Here is a 17,081-nt window from a genome sequence, read left to right on the forward strand (position 1 = left end):
ATGAGCCGACAACCACACAAACAGCGAACCCAGAAGCGAGACGCCCCGCTCCACGAGCGGCAGAAGCAGGTTCGCGCGACGCTGTCCGGCGACCTCCGCGAGGAGTACGGCCGGCGCAACGTCCGGGTCAACGCCGGCGACACCGTCGAGGTGCTCCGCGGCGACTACGCCGGGACGGAAGCTGAAGTCCTCAAGGTCGACCTCGCGAACGAGGTCATCCACGTCGAGGACGTCACCGTCGCGAAGGCCGACGGCGAGGAGACGCCGCGGCCGCTCGACGCCTCGAACGTTCGAGTCGTCGAACTCGACCTAGAAGACGACCGCCGGGAGGCGCGTCTCGAGGAGGGTAACGAATGAGTAACCACCAGAAGCGACTCTCGGTTCCGAACTCTTGGCCGATCGAGCGAAAGGAATCGACGTTCACGATCAAAGCCGGTGCCGGACCGCACGGTGAGGCGGGCGTCCCGCTCGTCATCATCCTGCGCGACGTGCTCGGCTACGTCGACTCCGTGAAAGAAGCGCGCTACGCGCTGAACGAGGGGACGGTGCTGGTCAACGGGGAGACGTCCGTCGACCACCGCCGCCCAATCGGGATGTTCGACATCCTGGCGTTCACGAAGCGTGAGGAGTACTACCGCGTCTTCCCCGACGAGGGTGGCCGCCTCGCGCTCACCCCCGTCGACGCCGACTCGGCCTCGAGCCGACTCGGCAAGATCGCCGGCAAGCGGCAGGTCTCCGGCGGCGCCTTCCAGCTGCAGCTCCACGACGGGACGAACGTCCGCGTCGAGGACGGCAGCGAGTACGGCAGCAACGACTCGATCGTCGTCGACAACGAGTCCAAGGAGATCGTCGCACACTTCGCCTACGAGGAAGGTGCGCTCGTCACCGCCGTCGCCGGCAGCCACGCCGGCGAGATCGGCACGCTCGCCGAGATCACCGTCACGCCCGGCAGCGGTCCGAACACCGTCCGCGTCGAGACCGACGACGGCGAGTTCGAGACGGTCGAAGACTACGTCGTCGTCATCGACGAGAACTTCACCGGCGACGACGACGAGGCCGTCACCACGACGGGTGATGACGAATGAGCGAGAGCGAAAGCGAGTTCCACGAGATGCGCCAGCCGCGCGTCGAGAAGGTCGTCGTCCACATGGGCGTCGGCGAGGGTGGTCGCACGCTCGCGCAGGCCGAGGAGATCCTCGAAGCGATCACCGGCCAACAGAGCGTCCGGACGCAGTCCGGTCGCGCGGGACAGGACTTCGGTGTCCGACAGGGGACGCCCGTCGGCGCGAAGGTCACCCTTCGCGGCGAGACGGCCCACGAGTTCCTCGAGACGGCGCTGCCGCTCACCGATCTGCAGACGTCGCAGTTCGACGACAACGGCAACTTCAGTTTCGGTCTCGAGGAGCACACCGACTTCCCGAGCCAGGAGTACGACCCGCAGATCGGTATCTACGGGCTGGACATCACAGTGAACATGGTCCGCCCCGGCTACCGCATCACGAAGCGTGACAAGGTGGCGCGCTCGGTTCCGTCGAGCCACCGCCTGACACCCGAGGACGCCGCAGCGTTCCTCGAACAGACGTTCGACGTGGAGGTCTCAGAATGAGCGAAAGCGAAAGTGAAGCCACGGGCGAGCACGCGACGCGTCGCACGGGCCAGCAGAACGAATGTCGTCGATGTGGCCGTAAGCAGGGCCTCGTCGGCAAGTACGACATCAATCTGTGTCGGCAGTGCTTCCGCGAGGTCGCCCGCAGCATGGGCTTCAAGAAGTATCGATAACAATGGCAGGCAACGACCCACTCAGCAACGCCCTCTCCGGTGTGAACAACGCCGAGAGTGTTGGGCATCTGTCGCACACGGTTGAGCCCGCCTCGAACATGATCGGCTCCGTCCTCGAGGTCTTCTACGACCGCGGGTACGTCGACGGCTTCGAGTTCGTCGACGACGGCAAGTCCGGTCGCTTCGAGGTCGAACTGAAAGGCGCTATCAACGAATGTGGCGCCGTCAAGCCCCGCTACTCTGCGGGTGCAGACGAGTTCGAGAAGTGGGAGAAGCGGTTCCTCCCCGCCCGTGACTACGGGACGCTCATCGTCACGACGAGCCACGGCGTCATGAGCCACTACGACGCCCGCGAACAGGGCATCGGTGGCCAAGTCATCGCATACGTCTACTAACATGAGTCGAGTCGAAATCGAAATCCCAGAAGACGTCTCGGCCGAGGTCGACCACCTCGACCTGACCGTGGAGGGACCGAACGGGAGCGTCACGCGACGCCTCTGGTATCCGTCGGTCTCCGTGAGCGTCGAAGACGACCACGTCGTCGTCGCCTCCGACGAGGAGAACGCGAAGACGAACTCCACCATCGGTACGTTCGAGAGTCATATCGCGAACATGATTCACGGCGTCACCGACGGGTGGGAGTACAAGATGGAAGTCTTCTACGCTCACTTCCCGATGCAGGTCAAAGTCGAGGGCGACGAAGTCGTCATCTCGAACTTCCTCGGCGAGAAGGCGCCGCGACGCGCACAGGTTCGCGGCGACACAGAAGTACAGGTCGACGGCGAGGAGATCTCGCTCTCCGGTCCCAACAAGGAGGACGTTGGGCAGACAGCCGCCGACATCGAACAGCTGACGCGCGTCTCGGACAAGGACACTCGTGTCTTCCAGGACGGCGTCTACATCGTAGAGAAGCCCACCGCAGGAGGTGCCTAGATGGCTGAAGACGACATTCAGGAACTCGAAGACATCAGCGGTGTCGGCCCCTCGAAGGCCGAGGCACTGCGTGAGGCCGGCTACGAATCCGTCGAGGACGTGAAGGCCGCGAGCCAGTCGGAGTTGGCCGAGGTCGAAGGTATCGGTAACGCCCTCGCCGCTCGTGTGAAGGCCGACGTCGGTGGCCTCGAGGTCAAAGAGGAAGAAGAGACCGAGGCAGAGGTCGAAGACGAGACCGAAGCCGAAGAAGAAGAGCCGGAAGAGGACGTCGAGACGGAGCTGCGCCCGCGCGGCCACGCCGACAAGACGCCCGAACTGGACGCGGACACGGCCCGCGCGCTCGCACAGAAGCACCGCGAGGGCATGCCGCAGTTCAACCGGCAGGACTACCACAAGAAGAAGCGCACCCCCACCTCGTGGCGCAAGCCCCGCGGCAACCTCTCGAAGCAGCGCCGTGGGATCAAGGGCAAGGGCCCGATGGTCGAGGCCGGCTACCGCACGCCGAAGCGTGCCCGTGGGCTTCACCCGAGCGGTTTCGAGGAGGTCTACGTCAACAACGTGGACGACCTCGAAGGCGTCGACGGTGACACCCAGGCTGTCCGCATCGCCAGCAAGGTCGGTGCTCGCAAGCGCGAGCGCATCGAGGAGGTCGCCGAGGACCGCGAGATCCGCGTTCTCAACCCGACCTACGTCGAAGTGGAGGTCGAGGAATGAGCAACCTGAGAGCACAGAAACGACTCGCCGCGGACGAACTCGACGTCGGCAAGAGCCGCGTCTGGTTCGACCCCGAAGCACAGGGCGAGATCGCCGACGCCATCACGCGCGAGGACATCCGCGAACTCATCGAGCAAGGCACCATCCGTGCCAAGGACGCGAAAGGCAACTCTCGCGGCCGCGCTCGAGAGCGCGCAGACAAGCGTGCGTACGGTCACCGCAAGGGCCCGGGCTCCCGCAAAGGGAAGAAGGGCGGTCGGCGTGACTCGAAGGACGAATGGGTCAGCCGGATTCGCGCACAGCGACGCCGGCTGAAGGAACTCCGCGACGACGGTCCGCTGAACCGAACGCAGTACCGCACGCTCTACAACAAGGCGAGCGGTGGCGAGTTCGACAGCGTCGACCGTCTCGAGGCGTTCATCCAGAACAACTACGACATCGAACTGGAGGACAACTAAATGGCAACTGGACCACGATACAAGGTGCCGATGCGGCGCCGCCGTGAGGTCCGGACGGATTACCACCAGAGGTTGCGCCTGTTGAAATCGGGCAAGCCCCGCCTTGTCGCTCGCGTGAGCAACAAGCACGTCAGGGCGCAGCTGGCTACTCCCGGACCGCAGGGTGACGAGATCCACGCCGCCGCTTCCAGCGAAGACCTCGCAGAGTACGGTTGGGAGGCCCCGACGGGCAATCTCCCGAGTGCGTACCTGACGGGCTATCTCGCCGGAAAGCGCGCGCTGGACGCTGGACTCGAGGAGGCAGTCCTCGACATCGGTCTGAACACGGCGACGCCCGGCAACAAGGTGTTCGCAGTACAGGAAGGAGCAATCGACGCAGGGCTCGACATCCCGCACAACGAGAGCGTGCTCGCAGACTGGTCGCGTAACCGCGGCGAACATATCGCCGAGTACGCCGAGCAGCTCGACGAGCCGCTCTACAGCGGAGAGTTCGACGCCACTGGACTGCCCGAGCACTTCGACGACGTGCTCGAGCGACTTCAGGAGGACGCATGAGCAGACGAAACAACAACGACGGCTGGGAGCCGCGGACACGACTCGGCCGCAAGGTACAGAACGGTGACATCAGCTCGATGGACCAGGCACTCGAATCCGGTCTCCCGCTGAAGGAGCCGGAGATCGTCGACCAGCTCCTCGGTGGACTGGACGACGAGGTGCTCGACATCAACATGGTCCAGCGCATGACCGACTCCGGTCGCCGCGTCAAGTTCCGCTGTGTCTGTGCAGTCGGGAACCGCGACGGCTACCTCGGCTACGCCGAGGCCCGCGACGACCAGGTCGGTGGCGCCATCCAGAAGGCCATCGAGGTAGCGAAGCTGAACATCATCAAGGTCGACCGCGGCTCGGGTTCGTGGGAGGACCGTCCCGGCGGCACCCACTCGCTGACGCGGAAGGCGAAGGGGAAAGCCGGGTCGGTCACCGTCGAGATCATCCCCGCCCCGATGGGGCTGGGGCTCGCGGCCGCAGAGACCGTCCGGAAGATCCTCGAACTCGCCGGCGTGCAGGACGCCTGGACGAAGTCCGACGGCAACACCCGGACGACGGTCAACCTCGCGAAGGCGACATACAACGCACTGCAGAACGCCTCGCAGTCGCGGACGCCACGTCGCGCCCGCGAGAAGCAGCGTGAGGTGAGCGACCGATGAAGGCGGTCGTCCAGCTCCGCGGTGAGATCGACCAGAGCTCCGACGTGCGCGACACGCTCGGCATGCTCAACCTCCACCGCGTCAACCACTGTACGCTCGTCCCGTGGACGGACACGTACCGTGGGATGGTGACGAAGGTCAACGACTGGGTCGCCTACGGCGAACCCAGCGTCGACGTCGTCGAGACGCTCCTGCAGAAGCGCGCGGAACCGTTCCAGGGCAAGGAAGACGTCGACGCCGAGTGGCTCTCGGAGAACACCGACTACGACGACTTCGGCGCACTCGCCGAGGCGCTCGTCGAGGAAGAGACCACGCTGAAAGAGCAGGGCCTCTCCCCGGTGCTCCGTCTCCACCCGCCGCGCGGCGGCCACGACGGTATCAAGCATCCGACCAAGGAAGGCGGTCAGCTCGGCAAGCACAGCGACGGGCAGATCGACGACCTCTTGGAGGCGATGCGATAATGACGAACAAGAAACGACGTCAGCGTGGCTCCCGCACGCACGGCGGCGGTTCCCACAAGAACCGGCGCGGTGCCGGTCACCGCGGTGGCCGTGGTCGTGCCGGTCGCGCCAAACACGAGTTCCACAACTACGAACCGCTCGGCAAGTACGGCTTCAGCCGCCCCGAGGACGCACAGACGACCGTCCTCGAGGTCACCGTCCAGAAGCTCGACGAGGACGCCGCGCTGCTCGCCGCAGACGGTCTCGCCGAGGAGGACGGCGACGCCTACCACATCGACGCGCGCGACGTCGTCGAGGACGGTTACGACGCCGACGCCGTGAAGGTGCTCGGCAGCGGGCAGGTCCGCCAGGAGCTGCACATCGTCGCCGACGCGTTCACCGCGGGCGCGGTCGAGCTCATCGAGGAGGCCGGCGGCAGCGCCGGCCTCTCGGAGCGCGCCGAGGAAGAGCAGGAAGCCGAGGCCGACGAGGCCGAAGACGACGAGTAACTCGTCGCACGCCGAACGCTACCGTTTCGCACACTTCGCGATTTTTTGACAACTGGACAGTGCCAGCGTTCGCCAGCCGCCGGTGGGCGCTCTCGGGTTTTATTTCTCCCTGAGAGACACATCAGTTCTGTACACTCGAAAAGGGGCTAAAGCGAAGCACCTACAAACCACGGTGTAGAGTATGTCCGTATATGGGATGGAAAGAAGCCGCTGAACCAGTGCTGACGCGTATGCCGTCAGTTGTCCGTCCGGAAGGTCACGTACCCTTCCGACGGAAACTCGGCTGGACAGCGGGTATCTTGGTACTGTATTTCTTCCTGACGAACGTCACCCTGTTCGGACTCGGTAACGTCAGCGGTGACTTCTACGGCAACTTCCGATCGATCCTCGCCGGGTCGCAAGGGTCGATCCTCCAGTTAGGGATCGGACCGATCGTCACGGCGAGCATCGTCCTCCAGCTGCTCGGCGGGGCCGACCTCTTGGGACTCGACACCAACGACCCCCGCGATCAGATCCTCTACCAGGGACTCCAGAAGGTGCTGGTGCTCGTGATGATCTGTCTGACGGGGATCCCGATGGTGTTCGCCAGCGACTTCCTCCCGGCGAGTCAACAGCTCGCTCAGACGTTCCCCGGTGGAATGCTCGGCGTCGAGTCGCTCATCTTCGCGCAGATCGCGGTGGGCGCCATCCTCATCCTGTTCATGGACGAGATCGTGAGCAAGTGGGGCGTCGGATCCGGTATCGGGCTGTTCATCATTGCCGGTGTGAGCCAGCAGCTCGTCGCCGGGCTGTTCGCCTGGCAGGGACTGGGCAACGTCTCGGGTTTCTTCCCGACCTGGTTCGGCATCCTCACCGGTGACGTCGACATGCCGTCGCTGCTCACCGCCGAGGGGATCCAGGCACTGTTCATGGGGCCGGGGCAACTGCTCGCGCTGATCACCACGGTGCTCATCTTCGCCGTCGTCGTCTACGCCGAGTCGGTGCGGGTGGAGATCCCGCTCAGTCACGCTCGGGTGAAGGGCGCGCGCGGTCGCTTCCCGGTGAAGCTCATCTACGCGTCCGTCCTGCCGATGATCCTCGTCCGCGCGCTACAGGCGAACATCCAGTTCCTCGGGCGCATCCTCGCGAGCCAACTGGAGAACATGCCCGCGTGGCTCGGAAGCTACAACGCGCAGGGACAGCCCACCGGCGGGCTGTTCTACTACTTCGCGCCCATCCAGTCGCCCGGTGACTGGATGTGGTGGACCGCCCAGACGACCGCCGAGGCGTGGCAGGTGCTCATCCGCGTCGGTATCGACCTGACGTTCATGGTCATCGGCGGCGCCATCTTCGCGATCTTCTGGGTCGAGACGACCGGCATGGGGCCGGAGGCCACCGCCCGGCAGATCCAGAACTCCGGGATGCAGATCCCTGGCTTCCGCCGCAACCCACAGGTCATCGAGAAGGTGATGGAGCGATACATCCCGCAGGTGACGGTCATCGGCGGTGCACTCGTCGGAATCCTGGCCGTGGCGGCGAACATGCTCGGCACCATCGGTGCGGTCTCCGGAACGGGGCTGCTGCTGACGGTCTCCATCACGTACAAGCTGTACGAGGAGATCGCCGAGGAGCAGTTGATGGAGATGCATCCGATGATGCGCCAGATGTTCGGCGGCGGCGGCAGCTAACCGCGCCCGACGGAGTTCGTTTTCTCGCCTCGCGATTAGCGACTACTCGTTAGGTCTGCGTCGTCCGACCCCTACTTCATGGCCCTGGCGGGACAAGCGGAACAGTATAGACGGTAGCCGGTCTGCCAACGAGTAACCGACACGGAAACGAGACGGGCTGTTGCGGCCAGAACTGCAGAACCGTAACAGAGCTCCACTCGGGACCGTAGTGCGGTACAATCTGATGGTCAGACGTAAGACGCTCTCTCCGACTGGATCGAAGGACGGCGACGGTGAATACCGCAACGTCACGCTCAACCTCCACTCCGACGAACTCACCGTCGCGGGGTTGGACGTCGGCGAAGAGGTGTTCGTCCGCGTCCGCGACGGGAAGATCGTCGTCCAGAAAGCCTCGAAACCGGTCCTCGAACACGAGTTCTGAGGTCGGTCTCGCGGACGACGAGGCGGTCGGTTCGGCCGTGTCTGTGATATGGCATACCATACCTTTTTGTAGGGTCGCCTCCGATAGACAGATAGGTCGATTGACGTGATTGACAGAGACGACGAGACGGCGCGCGGACGGTGGCCTGCCCGTGTCACGACAGGTTCCGACGTCGACGTGACGGTCGAACCGTTCCGTGTGTCGCTCGCGTCGTCCGTCCGTTCACCGCCCGCACTGAACACGTGGTCTACGATGAGCGCTATCGAACGTACAAACTCGACCGACGGTGTCGTGCTCGACGAACTCCCCGAGTTCGAGCTGACCTATCTCTACGACGACGAGGAGGAACCCACAGAGGTGACGATCTTCGAGGGGACCTCCGAAGAGGACCTGACAGTTCGGTGGATCACGATGGACTATCCGCACACCGTCGCGCTCGACTCGGTCCAGTAGTTCCGCTCACCTCCTCCGTTTTCCGTGTCTGACCCCCCGACTGCGGAGTGACCACTGCGACGACTCCGACGACCCCGACGACCCTGACGACTTCGTTCTGCGGTAGGGTTTAGCCCCCGGCGCTTGTATCCGACAGTATGACAGACGAGTTGACCGGGCTCGAGGCAGAGCTCCGGAGCAACGGAATCAGCGTCGAGCGAGTCGACCGGGGCGAGACTGTCGAGCTCGTCTACATGACTGCCTTCCCCGGCCCCACCGTCCACCACATGGAGATGGGCCGCGCGCTGAACGTGTTCATCGACCTGGCGAAGGCCGACCGATGGGACCCGAAACCGGTCGAAGCGACGGTCATTCGTTCCGAGGACGACGTCCAGGGGACCTGGCGCGCCGAGCCCAAGTGGTTCGAGGGGCTGCTCGAGTACCGACTGAGCGAGGAGGACTTCTCCGAGCGGGTGCTCGGGACGCTCTCGGAGCCTGCGGCCGCAGCGTCCAGCACGGAGGAGGAGTCGGCGTGACCCGGCAGCGCACCCGTAGTCGACAGCGGACGACCACGCCCGACGACCGTCGGGGCGGACGCCCCTCTCGCGAGGCGTTCTCGAAGGTCCGCGTCCGCTTCGACAGCGACGGCGACGAGTGTGTCGGCTGGCTCTACCGGCCGGACCGGCCGGACGACCCGCCGGTCGTGGTGATGGCTCCCGGACTCGGCGCCGAACGGACGTTCGGCTATCCGGCGATCGCCGAACGACTCGCCGAGGGCGGATACGCCGTCCTCCTCTTCGACTACCGCAACTTCGGCGACAGCGAGGGCGAACCGCGGAACCTCGTCAGTCCGAGTCGACAGGTGGCCGACTGGCGCGAGGCGGTCGCCGCCGCACGCGACTTCGACGGCGTCGACGGGTCGCGCGTGGTGCTCTGGGGACACTCGTTCGCCGGTGGACACGCGTTGAGCGTCGCCGCCGAGGATCCCCGCATCGCTGCCGTCGTCGCCGTCGCCCCCTTCGTCGACGGGCGAGCGGCCCTGAAGAGCAAAGGGATCAAGTACAACTTGAAGGCGACGGCGCTTGGTCTCCGTGACAAACTGCAGTCGCTCGCCCTCGGCGCCTACACCGTCCCCATCGTCGGCGACCCCCAGGAGTTCGCCGTCGTCAACGAACCCGGCGCGAAGGCGGGTGTCTTCGGACTGGTGCCGACGGGGAGCGACTGGGAGAACCGCTGTCCCGCCCGGACGCTCCTCGCGATTCCGCGGTATCGTCCGATCACGTCCGCCGAAGACGTCCGATGCCCGACGCTCTTCGTCGGCGGCACCGACGACGAGATCGTCTCGCTGTCGGCCATCGAGTCGGCGGCCGAGACCGTCCAGGACGCGACTTACCTCCGACTGCCCACCGACCACTTTGGCTTCTTCGACGGTGACACGTTCGAGGAGGCGCTGGGTCACCAACTGGCGTTCCTCAATACGGTCGTGAAGTAAGTCGCGTCGACTCCGACGTCTCACGGACGGAGTGAGCGGCCGTCGATATCTTCGACCCAGAAACTCGTGAATATTTATATATCTTGTGGCCCGTCTACTTCCTCATGCCCACGATTCAGCGGTCACAGCTGGCAGCGCTCGTCCTTTCTGCGTTGCTTCTGGTCGGCAGCATCGGCGGCGTCGCCGCACAGGACGCGTCCGCCGACGACTCCGACCCCGAGTGGGAGGACACCCTGTTCACAGAGCTCTCGTCGATGGTCGACGATTACAACGCCCACGCCGGCGACGTCGACCTCGGTCCGATCAGTCTCGGCGGCGCGACGAACGTCTACGTGATCGACGGGGACGAACGGGCGAGCTACACTCTCACCATGGACCGGAACCACCGGATCACGGACGTCCAGCAGGGGACCGACTCGGACCCGGCGGCGGCGTTCCGTTCGGCCGTCGCGAACGGCGACGTCGTCGTCGCCGGCGAGTCCGGTCAGTTCGTCGAACAGGTCAAATGGACCGTCGTCAACGTCCTGAAGGGCTTCCTCCTCTGAGCGGCTGTTTTCGACTCGGAGAGCGCCGTCGGGGTCGACATCTGAACCGCACGACTGGGACGGTCCACAACTCTCATACCCTGTTGTATCCTCGTTCCAGCAATGACACACTCCCGCACCGTCGAACTCGAGGGTCACATCATCGACTCCGGGATGTTGCAGCAGGCGATGGGTATCGTGATGGATCTCGACGGCAACTTCAACGTCGAGGCGTTCGACGTCGGCGTCCACAAAGAGGACGAGTCGTACTGCCGAATGGAGATCTACGCGGACGACGCGGTGACGCTGCAGGAGATCGTCCACGAACTCCACCAGATCGGAGCGAACCTCACCGACCCGGTCGACGCCAAACTGGTCGCGGCTCCGGCAGACCAGGTCGTCCCCAAGGGGTTCTACTCGACGACGAACCACCCGACGCAGGTCCGCTACGAGGGTGAGTGGATCGAAGTGGAGAACATCGAGATGGACTGCGCCATCGTCGTCGAACCGGGGTCGGCGAGCGAGCAGAACTCGGAGGGCTCCGGCGACGTTGTCGAGGCAGCCGACGGAGGTCCACGCGCGTACACGAAGGTACTCAACGCTATCGAGGCGGGCGACCTCGTCGTCACCGACGAGGCGGGTATCCGCGTCGACCCACCGGAACGCCCGCGCGACAGCTCCGGTCCTTTCGGCTTCATGCAGGGTGGCGTCTCCTCGGAGCGACCCTCCGAGTCGCTCATCCGGCAGGTCGCGGAGGCGCTCGTCGAGACCAAGGAGACCGGTGGGAAAGTGCTCGTCGTCGCCGGTCCGGCGCTCATCCACGCCGGCGCGGCCGACGACCTGGCGCGGCTCGTCCGCGAGGGGTTCGTGGACATGATCTCGGCGGGCAACGGCTTTGCGACCCACGACATCGAGCGCGGCCTCTACGGGACGTCGCTGGGGATGGATATGGAGACGATGGAACACCCACGGAAGGGACACAAGCACCACATCTACACTATCAGCGAGGTGATCCGTGCCGGCGGCATCGCCGAGGCAGTCGACGAGGGGCTCGTCGACTCCGGCATCATGTACGAGTGCGTCCAGAACGACGTCCCCTACGTGCTCGCGGGGTCGATCCGTGACGACGGACCGCTCCCCGACACCATCACCGACGCCGTCGAGGCGCAGAACGCCATCCGCGAACAGGCACACGAGGCCGACATGGTGTTGATGCTGTCGACGCTGCTTCACTCGGTCGCCGTCGGCAACTGTCTCTCGTCGACGACGAAGGTCGTCTGCGTCGACATCAACCCCGCGACCGTCACCCAACTGCTCGACCGCGGCAGTTCGCAGGCGATCGGGATGGTCACCGACATCGGGACGTTCGTCCCGTCGCTCGCGGACGAAGTGCTCGCCGAGGAGTGACACTCCGACGCCCTCGACCACCTTCCTTCTACTAATAGCTACGGGAGACGTTCACTACACCCGTCAAGTCAGTTGTATTTGATATGTCAGTGACTGTTCTATGGGATTTATACTCGTGTCGCTGCAGAACGAGATATGACCAGTCGCTCCGACGAACGCGAGACGGCACACGACACCGGCGTCGCCCGGGAGGCGGAGGAACTGGAACGTGCTGGATGGACAGTCACCGCCGCCGTCCCGGGATGGGACGACCCCGACCGGATCGACGGCTACGTCCCCGACATCGTCGCCACGAAGCGCAGCACCCGACGCGTCATCGAGGTCGAGACCGATACATCGGCCGACCAGGACCGACATACGGCGCTCCGAGACGTCGCCGACCGACGACGAGAGACAGTGTTCTACGTCATCCTCGTCGACTCGAACGGTCGGCGCGTCCAGTACACCGACGCGCTCGCCTGACGGCGCCGACGCTACACCTCCTCTCGGGGGACCACCACCATCGGTCGATTCGCGTTCAGGAGGATGTCTTGTGCGACGCTTCCGAAGACGACCTTCGACGTCGGGTTCCGCTTTCTGACCCCGAGGACGATCTCGTCGGCGTCGATCTGCTCCGCGTAGCCGACGATGTCCTCGGCGGGGCTGTTCTCGCGGACGAACTGGTGGGTCTCGACATCCGCAGTCGCTCCTAATCGGGCGCCGACGGCGTTGAGCGCGTCCTCGCCGTCGCGGACGTCCGCCGAAGACGTCGCGTCACCGCCGCGCAGGGAGTTGACGGCGTGGACGACGTCGCCTTCCTGCAGTCGGTCGTCGAGGTAGTCACAGAGCAGCGCGCTGGTGTGGACGGAGTTCGTCGCGAGTACGAACGTTGTCATACCACACACCGTGCGGCGAGCACATATAAAACGCTCCACAAAGTATTTGCCGAAGACAACTCTCGTATATGACATGAACCGCGAGACGACACTGACGGCCGGCGCGGCCGTCGTGGTCGCGGTCACTCTCCTCGCCGCCGCCGTCGTCCCCGGCGTGCTCGCCGATCCGACCGACCGCGGGCCGCTCCCGCCGGGCCGCGTCACCCTCGCGGACGACCTGGCGCTCGCACCGAGCAACGTGACCGGGCAGACCGCGACGCTCGACGTCGAGACGCGACTCCACCACCGGGGGAACCTCGCAAACAACGTAACGGTTCGATTCCGCGCCGTCGACGCCGAGTCCGGTCTCGTCGAGACGACGCGGATCGTCGACGTCGGCAACCTCACTCGGGACGGCGAGCGCGTCGTCCGGACGAACCTGACGGTCCGACGCGAAGGCGACTACCGGATCGAGACGGTCGTCTTCCGCGACACCGAGCGCGTCGACTCGGGGACGACGACCGTCCGTGGCCTCGGAGCGCTCACTCCCGCGTACGCCCGGACGAGCGTCGGGTTCACCGACTCGGACGTGTTGCCGCCAGTCGCCGTGTCGGTGGCCGACACGGCGGACAATCGGACGACGCTGTCGCTCGGCGCGTCGCTGACGAACCGCGGCGACGGCCCCTCCGAGGACCTGCAGGTGACGCTCGTGTTGCGACAGGCCGACTCGAATCTCGTCGCTGGCCGCCAGACCGTCGACGTCGGAACCGTCCGCCCGGGCCGGACCGCCACCGCCGAGACGACGGTGACGGTCCCCTCGAACTACAACTACTACGTCGACGCGGTGCTGTGGAAAGACGGCGTGATGGTCGACACCGCACAGAGCGTGGCCAACCTCGACCCCCAGCGACGCATCCGGGTCAACGAGTCCGTCGAGGACGTCGAGTTCCGCGTCGAGGACTTCGAGACCGACTCGGGGGCCGGGGGCGACGACGGCGGTGGCCCGCGCACGACGACCGAGACCGAGTCGCCCGGTTTCGGCGTCGGTGTGGCGGTGGCCGCGCTGGCCGCGAGTGCGCTTCTCGCTCGGCGGTGGTCGCGATGAGTTCGGCGTCCGCTCCCGGCGACGACGACCGTCTCGGTTCCACCGACGGTGGCGACGTCGTCGAGTCGGCCCCCAGCGAGTCGTCGCGAGACGTGCGGACGTACGTCAACTACGCGATCCTCGCGGGGCTCTGTCTGCTCGCGCTCGTCGCGGCGCTGCAGTTCTACCTCAGCACGTCGCGAGCGATCGACATCTGGGTGACGCGCGAGTACCGCTCGCTGTTCCAGGCCGTGTTCAACCTCGTCGTCCTGCTCGTCGTCAGCGCGGGTATCTCGCTGCAGCTGCGACGGCTGTACGGATCGTAGGCTCTCAGAGAGCGCTCGCACCCGAGCGTTTATCGGCCTCGTCGTCGGCCATGGGGTATGGTACGCTTCCTGTTCGTCTCCGCCGACGCCGCCCTGATCACCGACCTCGCGTGGCAGGTCCACAGGGAGGGACACGACGTGAAGTACTACATCGAGGCCGAGAGCGACCGAGAGATCGGCGACGGGTTCGTCCCCAAGACCGACGACTGGGAGGCGGAGGTCGAGTGGGCCGACGTCGTCGTCTTCGACGACGTCTGGGTCGGGTCGGACGTCGGCACCGGCGCGCTCGCACGGGAACTCCGCGAGCGAGGAAAGGCCGTCGTCGGTGGCACCCCGAACACCGATCGGCTCGAAGAGGACCGCGGCTACGCGATGGAGATCCTCGAAGAGCACGGTGTCAACACGATCGAGCACCACGTCTTCGAGGACTTCGACGCCGGCATCCAGCACGTCCAAGAGAATCCCGCGCCGTACGTGATCAAACCGCTCGGAGAGGTCCAGAACGTCAAGCGACTGCTCTATGTGGGCAACGAGGACGACGGCAGTGACGTCGTCGAGGTCCTTCGCGCCTACAAAAAAGCGTGGGGACACCGGATGAAGGGGTTCCAGCTGCAGCGGAAAGTCGAAGGCGTCGAGATCGCTATCTGCGGGTTCTTCAACGGGAACGAGTTCATCGACCAAGTAAATTTTAATTTTGAACATAAGAAATTATTCCCGGGAAACATCGGCCCCTCGACCGGCGAGATGGGAACCTCGATGTTCTGGGCAGGACAGAACAAACTGTTCAAAGAGACGCTTGGTAAGATCGAGGATTGGCTCGCCAACGAGGGGTATGTCGGAAGCATCGACATCAACTGCATCGTCAATGAGAATGGAATCTACCCCTTAGAGTTCACCCCGCGGTTCGGCTACCCCACGATTGCTCTCCAAGAGGAATCGATTGAGTCCTCAACAGGGGCGTTCTTCTACGAGCTCGCACACGGCAATGAACCCGATGTAGAGGTTCACAACGGGTTCCAGATCGCTGTTCGTGTCGTTCTGCCACCGTTCCCGTTCGACGACGAGAAAACGTACGATGAAAACTCCCGAAACGCCGCGGTCGTCTTCGAGACCGAGAGCCGTGAGGGAATCCACCTCGAAGACGCAAAGAAAATTGACGGGCAATGGCGTGTCGCGGGCGACAACGGGATGCCGCTCGTCGTCACGGGGAAGGGAGAGACGATGCAGGCTGCACGCGAGCAGGCGTATGGCCGCATCAACGACATCGTGATACCGAACATGTACTACCGGGACGACGTCGGCGAACGGTGGATCGACGGCGACGGCGACCGACTGCTGGCGTGGGGGTATCTCGGTCCACAACAGTAGTTCGGGGAGAAACCGGATGGGCAGACAGTCGTCTCGAGACGATTTCGTTTCGATAGCGACCGAATCCTGTTGACCGAAAGACACAAATCAGTTGCGTGAGTGATAGAAGATGATGCCCTCCCAACCCACCCGTCGGGCACTGTTGGCCACCTGTGGCGCGATGACTGCCTCTCTCACCGGCTGTCTCTCCGACCTCAGTGTCTCCAGCCTCGCCGGAGACGAGGAGTCGACCGGAAACGCCTCGAACGCCGCCGGCGACGCGGACGGGACGGCGAGCGCGACGGTCCAGACCGCGCGACCCACCCACTGTATGGCCGTCACCATCGACAGCTACCTCGACCCCCAGAACGACGACTCGGGACGGGAGTCACTGGTCGTCGAGGTCGACCTCAACGTCTCCGATCCGCCGACGCTGAGCGGGGAGATCGTCTCCTGCGAGGGGACGGAGTCCGTCTCGAGACAGCTCGCCGACGGCGGCGGTCGCTTCGAGTTCGGCCCCTACGAGGCGGACTGTGTCGAACGCTACGACTTCTGGCTGGAAGGCTGTCGAGACGGATCGAACGCCGAGAACTGACGCAGAACGGACGGTTCAGGCGAGTATCGACCACGCGACGAAGACGACGAGACCGCCGATGGTGGTGCTCGCGACGGCGTGTAGTCGGAGTTGGTCGAGGAGTTGGTGTGCGTCTCCTTCGAGTTTCAACACGTCGTGGATCTCACTGCCGATCTCACACCGTGGGAGGAAATCCATCGCCACGTGGAGGAACACGCCGGCGGCGAAGCCGAAGACGACGCCCCGGACCGCACCGGACGCCGGGACGGCGACGAAGCTCGAGAGGAGCGCGGTGATGCCGACGCCGGCCGCCGGCAGGAGCAGCGCGGTCCACCCGTGGTCGTTGCGAGTGAGTCTGTCCGCGGCCGCATAGCCCGCCGGTCCCTTGTGAGAGACGATGGCGAGCCCGAGCAGCGGGCCGAGCTCCGGCATGTTGCCGTAGATGATACCGATGATCGCGCCCGCCGAGAACGAGTGGGCGCTGAGTTCAGCGACGGTCCGGTCGAGCGGGAGATCCATGTGCGCGAGTCGGTGGCCGACGGTGTGCGAGCCGAAGCCGACGAGCAGGCCGAGTGCGATGCCGAACCCGCCGTACTGCGGCATCCCGCCCGAGACACCGATCGCCTGCGGGACGAGGAAGACCGCCGCGCTCGTGATCATCGCGCCGCTGGCGAGACCGTACCCCCAGACGAGTGACTCGGCGTGGTCCTGCCGAGTGTACGTCGCGACGACGCCCGCACCGGCCATCGCCACGAACGCGACCCACGAGATCCCGAGGAGCTTCCAGAGACCGGCCTGCACGGCGAACGCAGAGAGGACGAGCAGGACGGCCACGCTCGCAACACCGACCGTCGAGACCTCGCGGAGGTTCCGAGAGCTACCGGCGATGTCGGTGAGTGCCATATTATTAACTCG

General features: G+C 64.9%; 26 protein-coding genes. 24 read left to right on the forward strand and 2 right to left on the reverse strand.

What is annotated here, in order from left to right:
• From rplX to BSG17_RS02320, 20 genes are all read left to right on the forward strand, one after another.
• The gene (rplX, locus tag BSG17_RS02225) at nucleotides 1-357 is read left to right on the forward strand and encodes a 50S ribosomal protein L24 (protein WP_089820824.1); all 357 of its coding nucleotides are present in this window, start codon (nucleotides 1-3) and stop codon (nucleotides 355-357) included.
• Nucleotides 354-1,085, forward strand: a complete 732-nt coding sequence (locus BSG17_RS02230) for a 30S ribosomal protein S4e (protein WP_089820825.1) — start codon at nucleotides 354-356, stop codon at nucleotides 1,083-1,085. The genes rplX and BSG17_RS02230 overlap by 4 nt, the downstream gene beginning before the upstream one ends.
• Nucleotides 1,082-1,606, forward strand: coding sequence for a 50S ribosomal protein L5 (locus BSG17_RS02235; RefSeq protein WP_089820826.1), 525 nt, complete (start codon nucleotides 1,082-1,084; stop codon nucleotides 1,604-1,606). The genes BSG17_RS02230 and BSG17_RS02235 overlap by 4 nt, the downstream gene beginning before the upstream one ends.
• On the forward strand, nucleotides 1,603-1,779 hold the full coding sequence (locus tag BSG17_RS02240; protein WP_089820827.1) for a 30S ribosomal protein S14: 177 nt from the start codon (nucleotides 1,603-1,605) through the stop codon (nucleotides 1,777-1,779). Before BSG17_RS02235 ends, BSG17_RS02240 begins: the two co-directional genes overlap by 4 nt.
• Before the next feature lie 2 nt (nucleotides 1,780-1,781).
• Nucleotides 1,782-2,174 (forward strand): 30S ribosomal protein S8, encoded by a 393-nt coding sequence (locus BSG17_RS02245; RefSeq protein ID WP_089820828.1) that lies wholly within the window; start codon nucleotides 1,782-1,784, stop codon nucleotides 2,172-2,174.
• A gap of 1 nt (nucleotide 2,175) precedes the next feature.
• Complete coding sequence (locus tag BSG17_RS02250; RefSeq protein WP_089820829.1) at nucleotides 2,176-2,712, forward strand: 50S ribosomal protein L6; 537 nt, start codon at nucleotides 2,176-2,178, stop codon at nucleotides 2,710-2,712.
• Nucleotides 2,713-3,426, forward strand: coding sequence for a 50S ribosomal protein L32e (locus tag BSG17_RS02255; RefSeq protein ID WP_089820830.1), 714 nt, complete (start codon nucleotides 2,713-2,715; stop codon nucleotides 3,424-3,426). It abuts the gene before it with no gap.
• Nucleotides 3,423-3,884, forward strand: coding sequence for a 50S ribosomal protein L19e (locus tag BSG17_RS02260; RefSeq protein ID WP_089820831.1), 462 nt, complete (start codon nucleotides 3,423-3,425; stop codon nucleotides 3,882-3,884). Before BSG17_RS02255 ends, BSG17_RS02260 begins: the two co-directional genes overlap by 4 nt.
• Entirely contained in the window at nucleotides 3,885-4,439 is a 555-nt protein-coding gene (locus BSG17_RS02265; RefSeq protein WP_089820832.1) for a 50S ribosomal protein L18, read from the forward strand.
• Nucleotides 4,436-5,089 (forward strand): 30S ribosomal protein S5, encoded by a 654-nt coding sequence (locus BSG17_RS02270; RefSeq protein ID WP_089820833.1) that lies wholly within the window; start codon nucleotides 4,436-4,438, stop codon nucleotides 5,087-5,089. Before BSG17_RS02265 ends, BSG17_RS02270 begins: the two co-directional genes overlap by 4 nt.
• Complete coding sequence (locus BSG17_RS02275) at nucleotides 5,086-5,550, forward strand: 50S ribosomal protein L30 (RefSeq protein WP_089820834.1); 465 nt, start codon at nucleotides 5,086-5,088, stop codon at nucleotides 5,548-5,550. The genes BSG17_RS02270 and BSG17_RS02275 overlap by 4 nt, the downstream gene beginning before the upstream one ends.
• Nucleotides 5,550-6,038: an uL15m family ribosomal protein gene (locus BSG17_RS02280; protein WP_089820835.1), complete on the forward strand. Its 489-nt coding sequence runs from the start codon at nucleotides 5,550-5,552 to the stop codon at nucleotides 6,036-6,038. The genes BSG17_RS02275 and BSG17_RS02280 overlap by 1 nt, the downstream gene beginning before the upstream one ends.
• A gap of 191 nt (nucleotides 6,039-6,229) precedes the next feature.
• Nucleotides 6,230-7,705, forward strand: a complete 1,476-nt coding sequence (secY, locus tag BSG17_RS02285; protein ID WP_089820836.1) for a preprotein translocase subunit SecY — start codon at nucleotides 6,230-6,232, stop codon at nucleotides 7,703-7,705.
• 223 nt (nucleotides 7,706-7,928) lie between these two features.
• A complete protein-coding gene (locus tag BSG17_RS02290; protein ID WP_089820837.1) occupies nucleotides 7,929-8,126 on the forward strand; it encodes a SymE family type I addiction module toxin in 198 nt (65 codons plus the stop codon).
• Between the two features lie 105 nt (nucleotides 8,127-8,231).
• Nucleotides 8,232-8,579, forward strand: coding sequence for a hypothetical protein (locus BSG17_RS27720; RefSeq protein WP_089820838.1), 348 nt, complete (start codon nucleotides 8,232-8,234; stop codon nucleotides 8,577-8,579).
• A gap of 137 nt (nucleotides 8,580-8,716) precedes the next feature.
• Nucleotides 8,717-9,094, forward strand: a complete 378-nt coding sequence (locus tag BSG17_RS02300) for a DUF8159 domain-containing protein (protein WP_089820839.1) — start codon at nucleotides 8,717-8,719, stop codon at nucleotides 9,092-9,094.
• On the forward strand, nucleotides 9,091-10,050 hold the full coding sequence (locus BSG17_RS02305) for an alpha/beta hydrolase (protein WP_089820840.1): 960 nt from the start codon (nucleotides 9,091-9,093) through the stop codon (nucleotides 10,048-10,050). Before BSG17_RS02300 ends, BSG17_RS02305 begins: the two co-directional genes overlap by 4 nt.
• 104 nt (nucleotides 10,051-10,154) lie before the next feature.
• Nucleotides 10,155-10,595 carry a hypothetical protein gene (locus BSG17_RS02310; RefSeq protein ID WP_089820841.1) on the forward strand — a complete coding sequence of 147 codons (441 nt, stop codon included), beginning with the start codon at nucleotides 10,155-10,157 and terminating at the stop codon, nucleotides 10,593-10,595.
• Between the two features lie 102 nt (nucleotides 10,596-10,697).
• Nucleotides 10,698-11,981, forward strand: coding sequence for an ornithine cyclodeaminase, nickel-pincer nucleotide-dependent (locus tag BSG17_RS02315; protein WP_089820842.1), 1,284 nt, complete (start codon nucleotides 10,698-10,700; stop codon nucleotides 11,979-11,981).
• A 135-nt stretch (nucleotides 11,982-12,116) separates the two neighbouring features.
• A complete protein-coding gene (locus BSG17_RS02320) occupies nucleotides 12,117-12,443 on the forward strand; it encodes a hypothetical protein (protein WP_089820843.1) in 327 nt (108 codons plus the stop codon).
• An 11-nt stretch (nucleotides 12,444-12,454) separates the two neighbouring features.
• Here the strand turns inward: BSG17_RS02320 and BSG17_RS02325 are convergent, their stop codons facing one another.
• On the reverse strand, nucleotides 12,455-12,856 hold the full coding sequence (locus BSG17_RS02325; protein WP_089820844.1) for a universal stress protein: 402 nt from the start codon (nucleotides 12,854-12,856) through the stop codon (nucleotides 12,455-12,457).
• A gap of 73 nt (nucleotides 12,857-12,929) precedes the next feature.
• Here BSG17_RS02325 and BSG17_RS02330 point away from each other — a divergent pair, with 73 nt between their 5' ends.
• The 4 genes from BSG17_RS02330 (at nucleotide 12,930) to BSG17_RS02345 (ending at nucleotide 16,187) form a co-directional block, all read left to right on the forward strand.
• Nucleotides 12,930-13,940 carry a DUF7490 domain-containing protein gene (locus tag BSG17_RS02330; RefSeq protein WP_089820845.1) on the forward strand — a complete coding sequence of 337 codons (1,011 nt, stop codon included), beginning with the start codon at nucleotides 12,930-12,932 and terminating at the stop codon, nucleotides 13,938-13,940.
• A complete protein-coding gene (locus tag BSG17_RS02335; protein WP_139246542.1) occupies nucleotides 13,937-14,245 on the forward strand; it encodes a DUF8060 family membrane protein in 309 nt (102 codons plus the stop codon). The genes BSG17_RS02330 and BSG17_RS02335 overlap by 4 nt, the downstream gene beginning before the upstream one ends.
• A gap of 57 nt (nucleotides 14,246-14,302) precedes the next feature.
• Nucleotides 14,303-15,613 carry a phosphoribosylamine--glycine ligase gene (locus BSG17_RS02340; RefSeq protein WP_089820847.1) on the forward strand — a complete coding sequence of 437 codons (1,311 nt, stop codon included), beginning with the start codon at nucleotides 14,303-14,305 and terminating at the stop codon, nucleotides 15,611-15,613.
• 112 nt (nucleotides 15,614-15,725) lie between these two features.
• Nucleotides 15,726-16,187, forward strand: a complete 462-nt coding sequence (locus tag BSG17_RS02345) for a hypothetical protein (RefSeq protein WP_139246543.1) — start codon at nucleotides 15,726-15,728, stop codon at nucleotides 16,185-16,187.
• A 15-nt stretch (nucleotides 16,188-16,202) separates the two neighbouring features.
• Here BSG17_RS02345 and BSG17_RS02350 read toward each other — a convergent pair whose 3' ends face one another.
• Nucleotides 16,203-17,069, reverse strand: a complete 867-nt coding sequence (locus BSG17_RS02350) for a ZIP family metal transporter (RefSeq protein ID WP_089820849.1) — start codon at nucleotides 17,067-17,069, stop codon at nucleotides 16,203-16,205.
• Nucleotides 17,070-17,081 lie beyond the last annotated feature (12 nt).

Origin of the sequence: Halogranum amylolyticum, from assembly GCF_900110465.1 — an archaeon.
Taxonomy (GTDB): Archaea; Halobacteriota; Halobacteria; order Halobacteriales; family Haloferacaceae; genus Halogranum; species Halogranum amylolyticum.

What these genes read in the sequence shown, in the direction of transcription:
- BSG17_RS02345 (WP_139246543.1), top strand. Translation starts at nt 15,726, where the DNA reads ATGCCCTCCCAACCCACCCGTCGGGCACTGTTGGCCACCTGTGGCGCG.
- BSG17_RS02240 (WP_089820827.1), top strand. Translation starts at nt 1,603, where the DNA reads ATGAGCGAAAGCGAAAGTGAAGCCACGGGCGAGCACGCGACGCGTCGC.
- BSG17_RS02270 (WP_089820833.1), top strand. Translation starts at nt 4,436, where the DNA reads ATGAGCAGACGAAACAACAACGACGGCTGGGAGCCGCGGACACGACTC.
- BSG17_RS02280 (WP_089820835.1), top strand. Translation starts at nt 5,550, where the DNA reads ATGACGAACAAGAAACGACGTCAGCGTGGCTCCCGCACGCACGGCGGC.
- BSG17_RS02260 (WP_089820831.1), top strand. Translation starts at nt 3,423, where the DNA reads ATGAGCAACCTGAGAGCACAGAAACGACTCGCCGCGGACGAACTCGAC.
- BSG17_RS02290 (WP_089820837.1), top strand. Translation starts at nt 7,929, where the DNA reads ATGGTCAGACGTAAGACGCTCTCTCCGACTGGATCGAAGGACGGCGAC.
- secY (WP_089820836.1), top strand. Translation starts at nt 6,230, where the DNA reads ATGGGATGGAAAGAAGCCGCTGAACCAGTGCTGACGCGTATGCCGTCA.
- BSG17_RS02235 (WP_089820826.1), top strand. Translation starts at nt 1,082, where the DNA reads ATGAGCGAGAGCGAAAGCGAGTTCCACGAGATGCGCCAGCCGCGCGTC.
- BSG17_RS02335 (WP_139246542.1), top strand. Translation starts at nt 13,937, where the DNA reads ATGAGTTCGGCGTCCGCTCCCGGCGACGACGACCGTCTCGGTTCCACC.
- BSG17_RS02300 (WP_089820839.1), top strand. Translation starts at nt 8,717, where the DNA reads ATGACAGACGAGTTGACCGGGCTCGAGGCAGAGCTCCGGAGCAACGGA.
- BSG17_RS02330 (WP_089820845.1), top strand. Translation starts at nt 12,930, where the DNA reads ATGAACCGCGAGACGACACTGACGGCCGGCGCGGCCGTCGTGGTCGCG.
- BSG17_RS02325 (WP_089820844.1), bottom strand. Translation starts at nt 12,856, where the DNA reads ATGACAACGTTCGTACTCGCGACGAACTCCGTCCACACCAGCGCGCTG.
- BSG17_RS02350 (WP_089820849.1), bottom strand. Translation starts at nt 17,069, where the DNA reads ATGGCACTCACCGACATCGCCGGTAGCTCTCGGAACCTCCGCGAGGTC.
- BSG17_RS02255 (WP_089820830.1), top strand. Translation starts at nt 2,713, where the DNA reads ATGGCTGAAGACGACATTCAGGAACTCGAAGACATCAGCGGTGTCGGC.
- BSG17_RS02245 (WP_089820828.1), top strand. Translation starts at nt 1,782, where the DNA reads ATGGCAGGCAACGACCCACTCAGCAACGCCCTCTCCGGTGTGAACAAC.
- BSG17_RS02315 (WP_089820842.1), top strand. Translation starts at nt 10,698, where the DNA reads ATGACACACTCCCGCACCGTCGAACTCGAGGGTCACATCATCGACTCC.
- BSG17_RS02320 (WP_089820843.1), top strand. Translation starts at nt 12,117, where the DNA reads ATGACCAGTCGCTCCGACGAACGCGAGACGGCACACGACACCGGCGTC.
- BSG17_RS02250 (WP_089820829.1), top strand. Translation starts at nt 2,176, where the DNA reads ATGAGTCGAGTCGAAATCGAAATCCCAGAAGACGTCTCGGCCGAGGTC.
- BSG17_RS02230 (WP_089820825.1), top strand. Translation starts at nt 354, where the DNA reads ATGAGTAACCACCAGAAGCGACTCTCGGTTCCGAACTCTTGGCCGATC.
- BSG17_RS02265 (WP_089820832.1), top strand. Translation starts at nt 3,885, where the DNA reads ATGGCAACTGGACCACGATACAAGGTGCCGATGCGGCGCCGCCGTGAG.
- BSG17_RS02340 (WP_089820847.1), top strand. Translation starts at nt 14,303, where the DNA reads ATGGTACGCTTCCTGTTCGTCTCCGCCGACGCCGCCCTGATCACCGAC.
- BSG17_RS02310 (WP_089820841.1), top strand. Translation starts at nt 10,155, where the DNA reads ATGCCCACGATTCAGCGGTCACAGCTGGCAGCGCTCGTCCTTTCTGCG.
- BSG17_RS02275 (WP_089820834.1), top strand. Translation starts at nt 5,086, where the DNA reads ATGAAGGCGGTCGTCCAGCTCCGCGGTGAGATCGACCAGAGCTCCGAC.
- rplX (WP_089820824.1), top strand. Translation starts at nt 1, where the DNA reads ATGAGCCGACAACCACACAAACAGCGAACCCAGAAGCGAGACGCCCCG.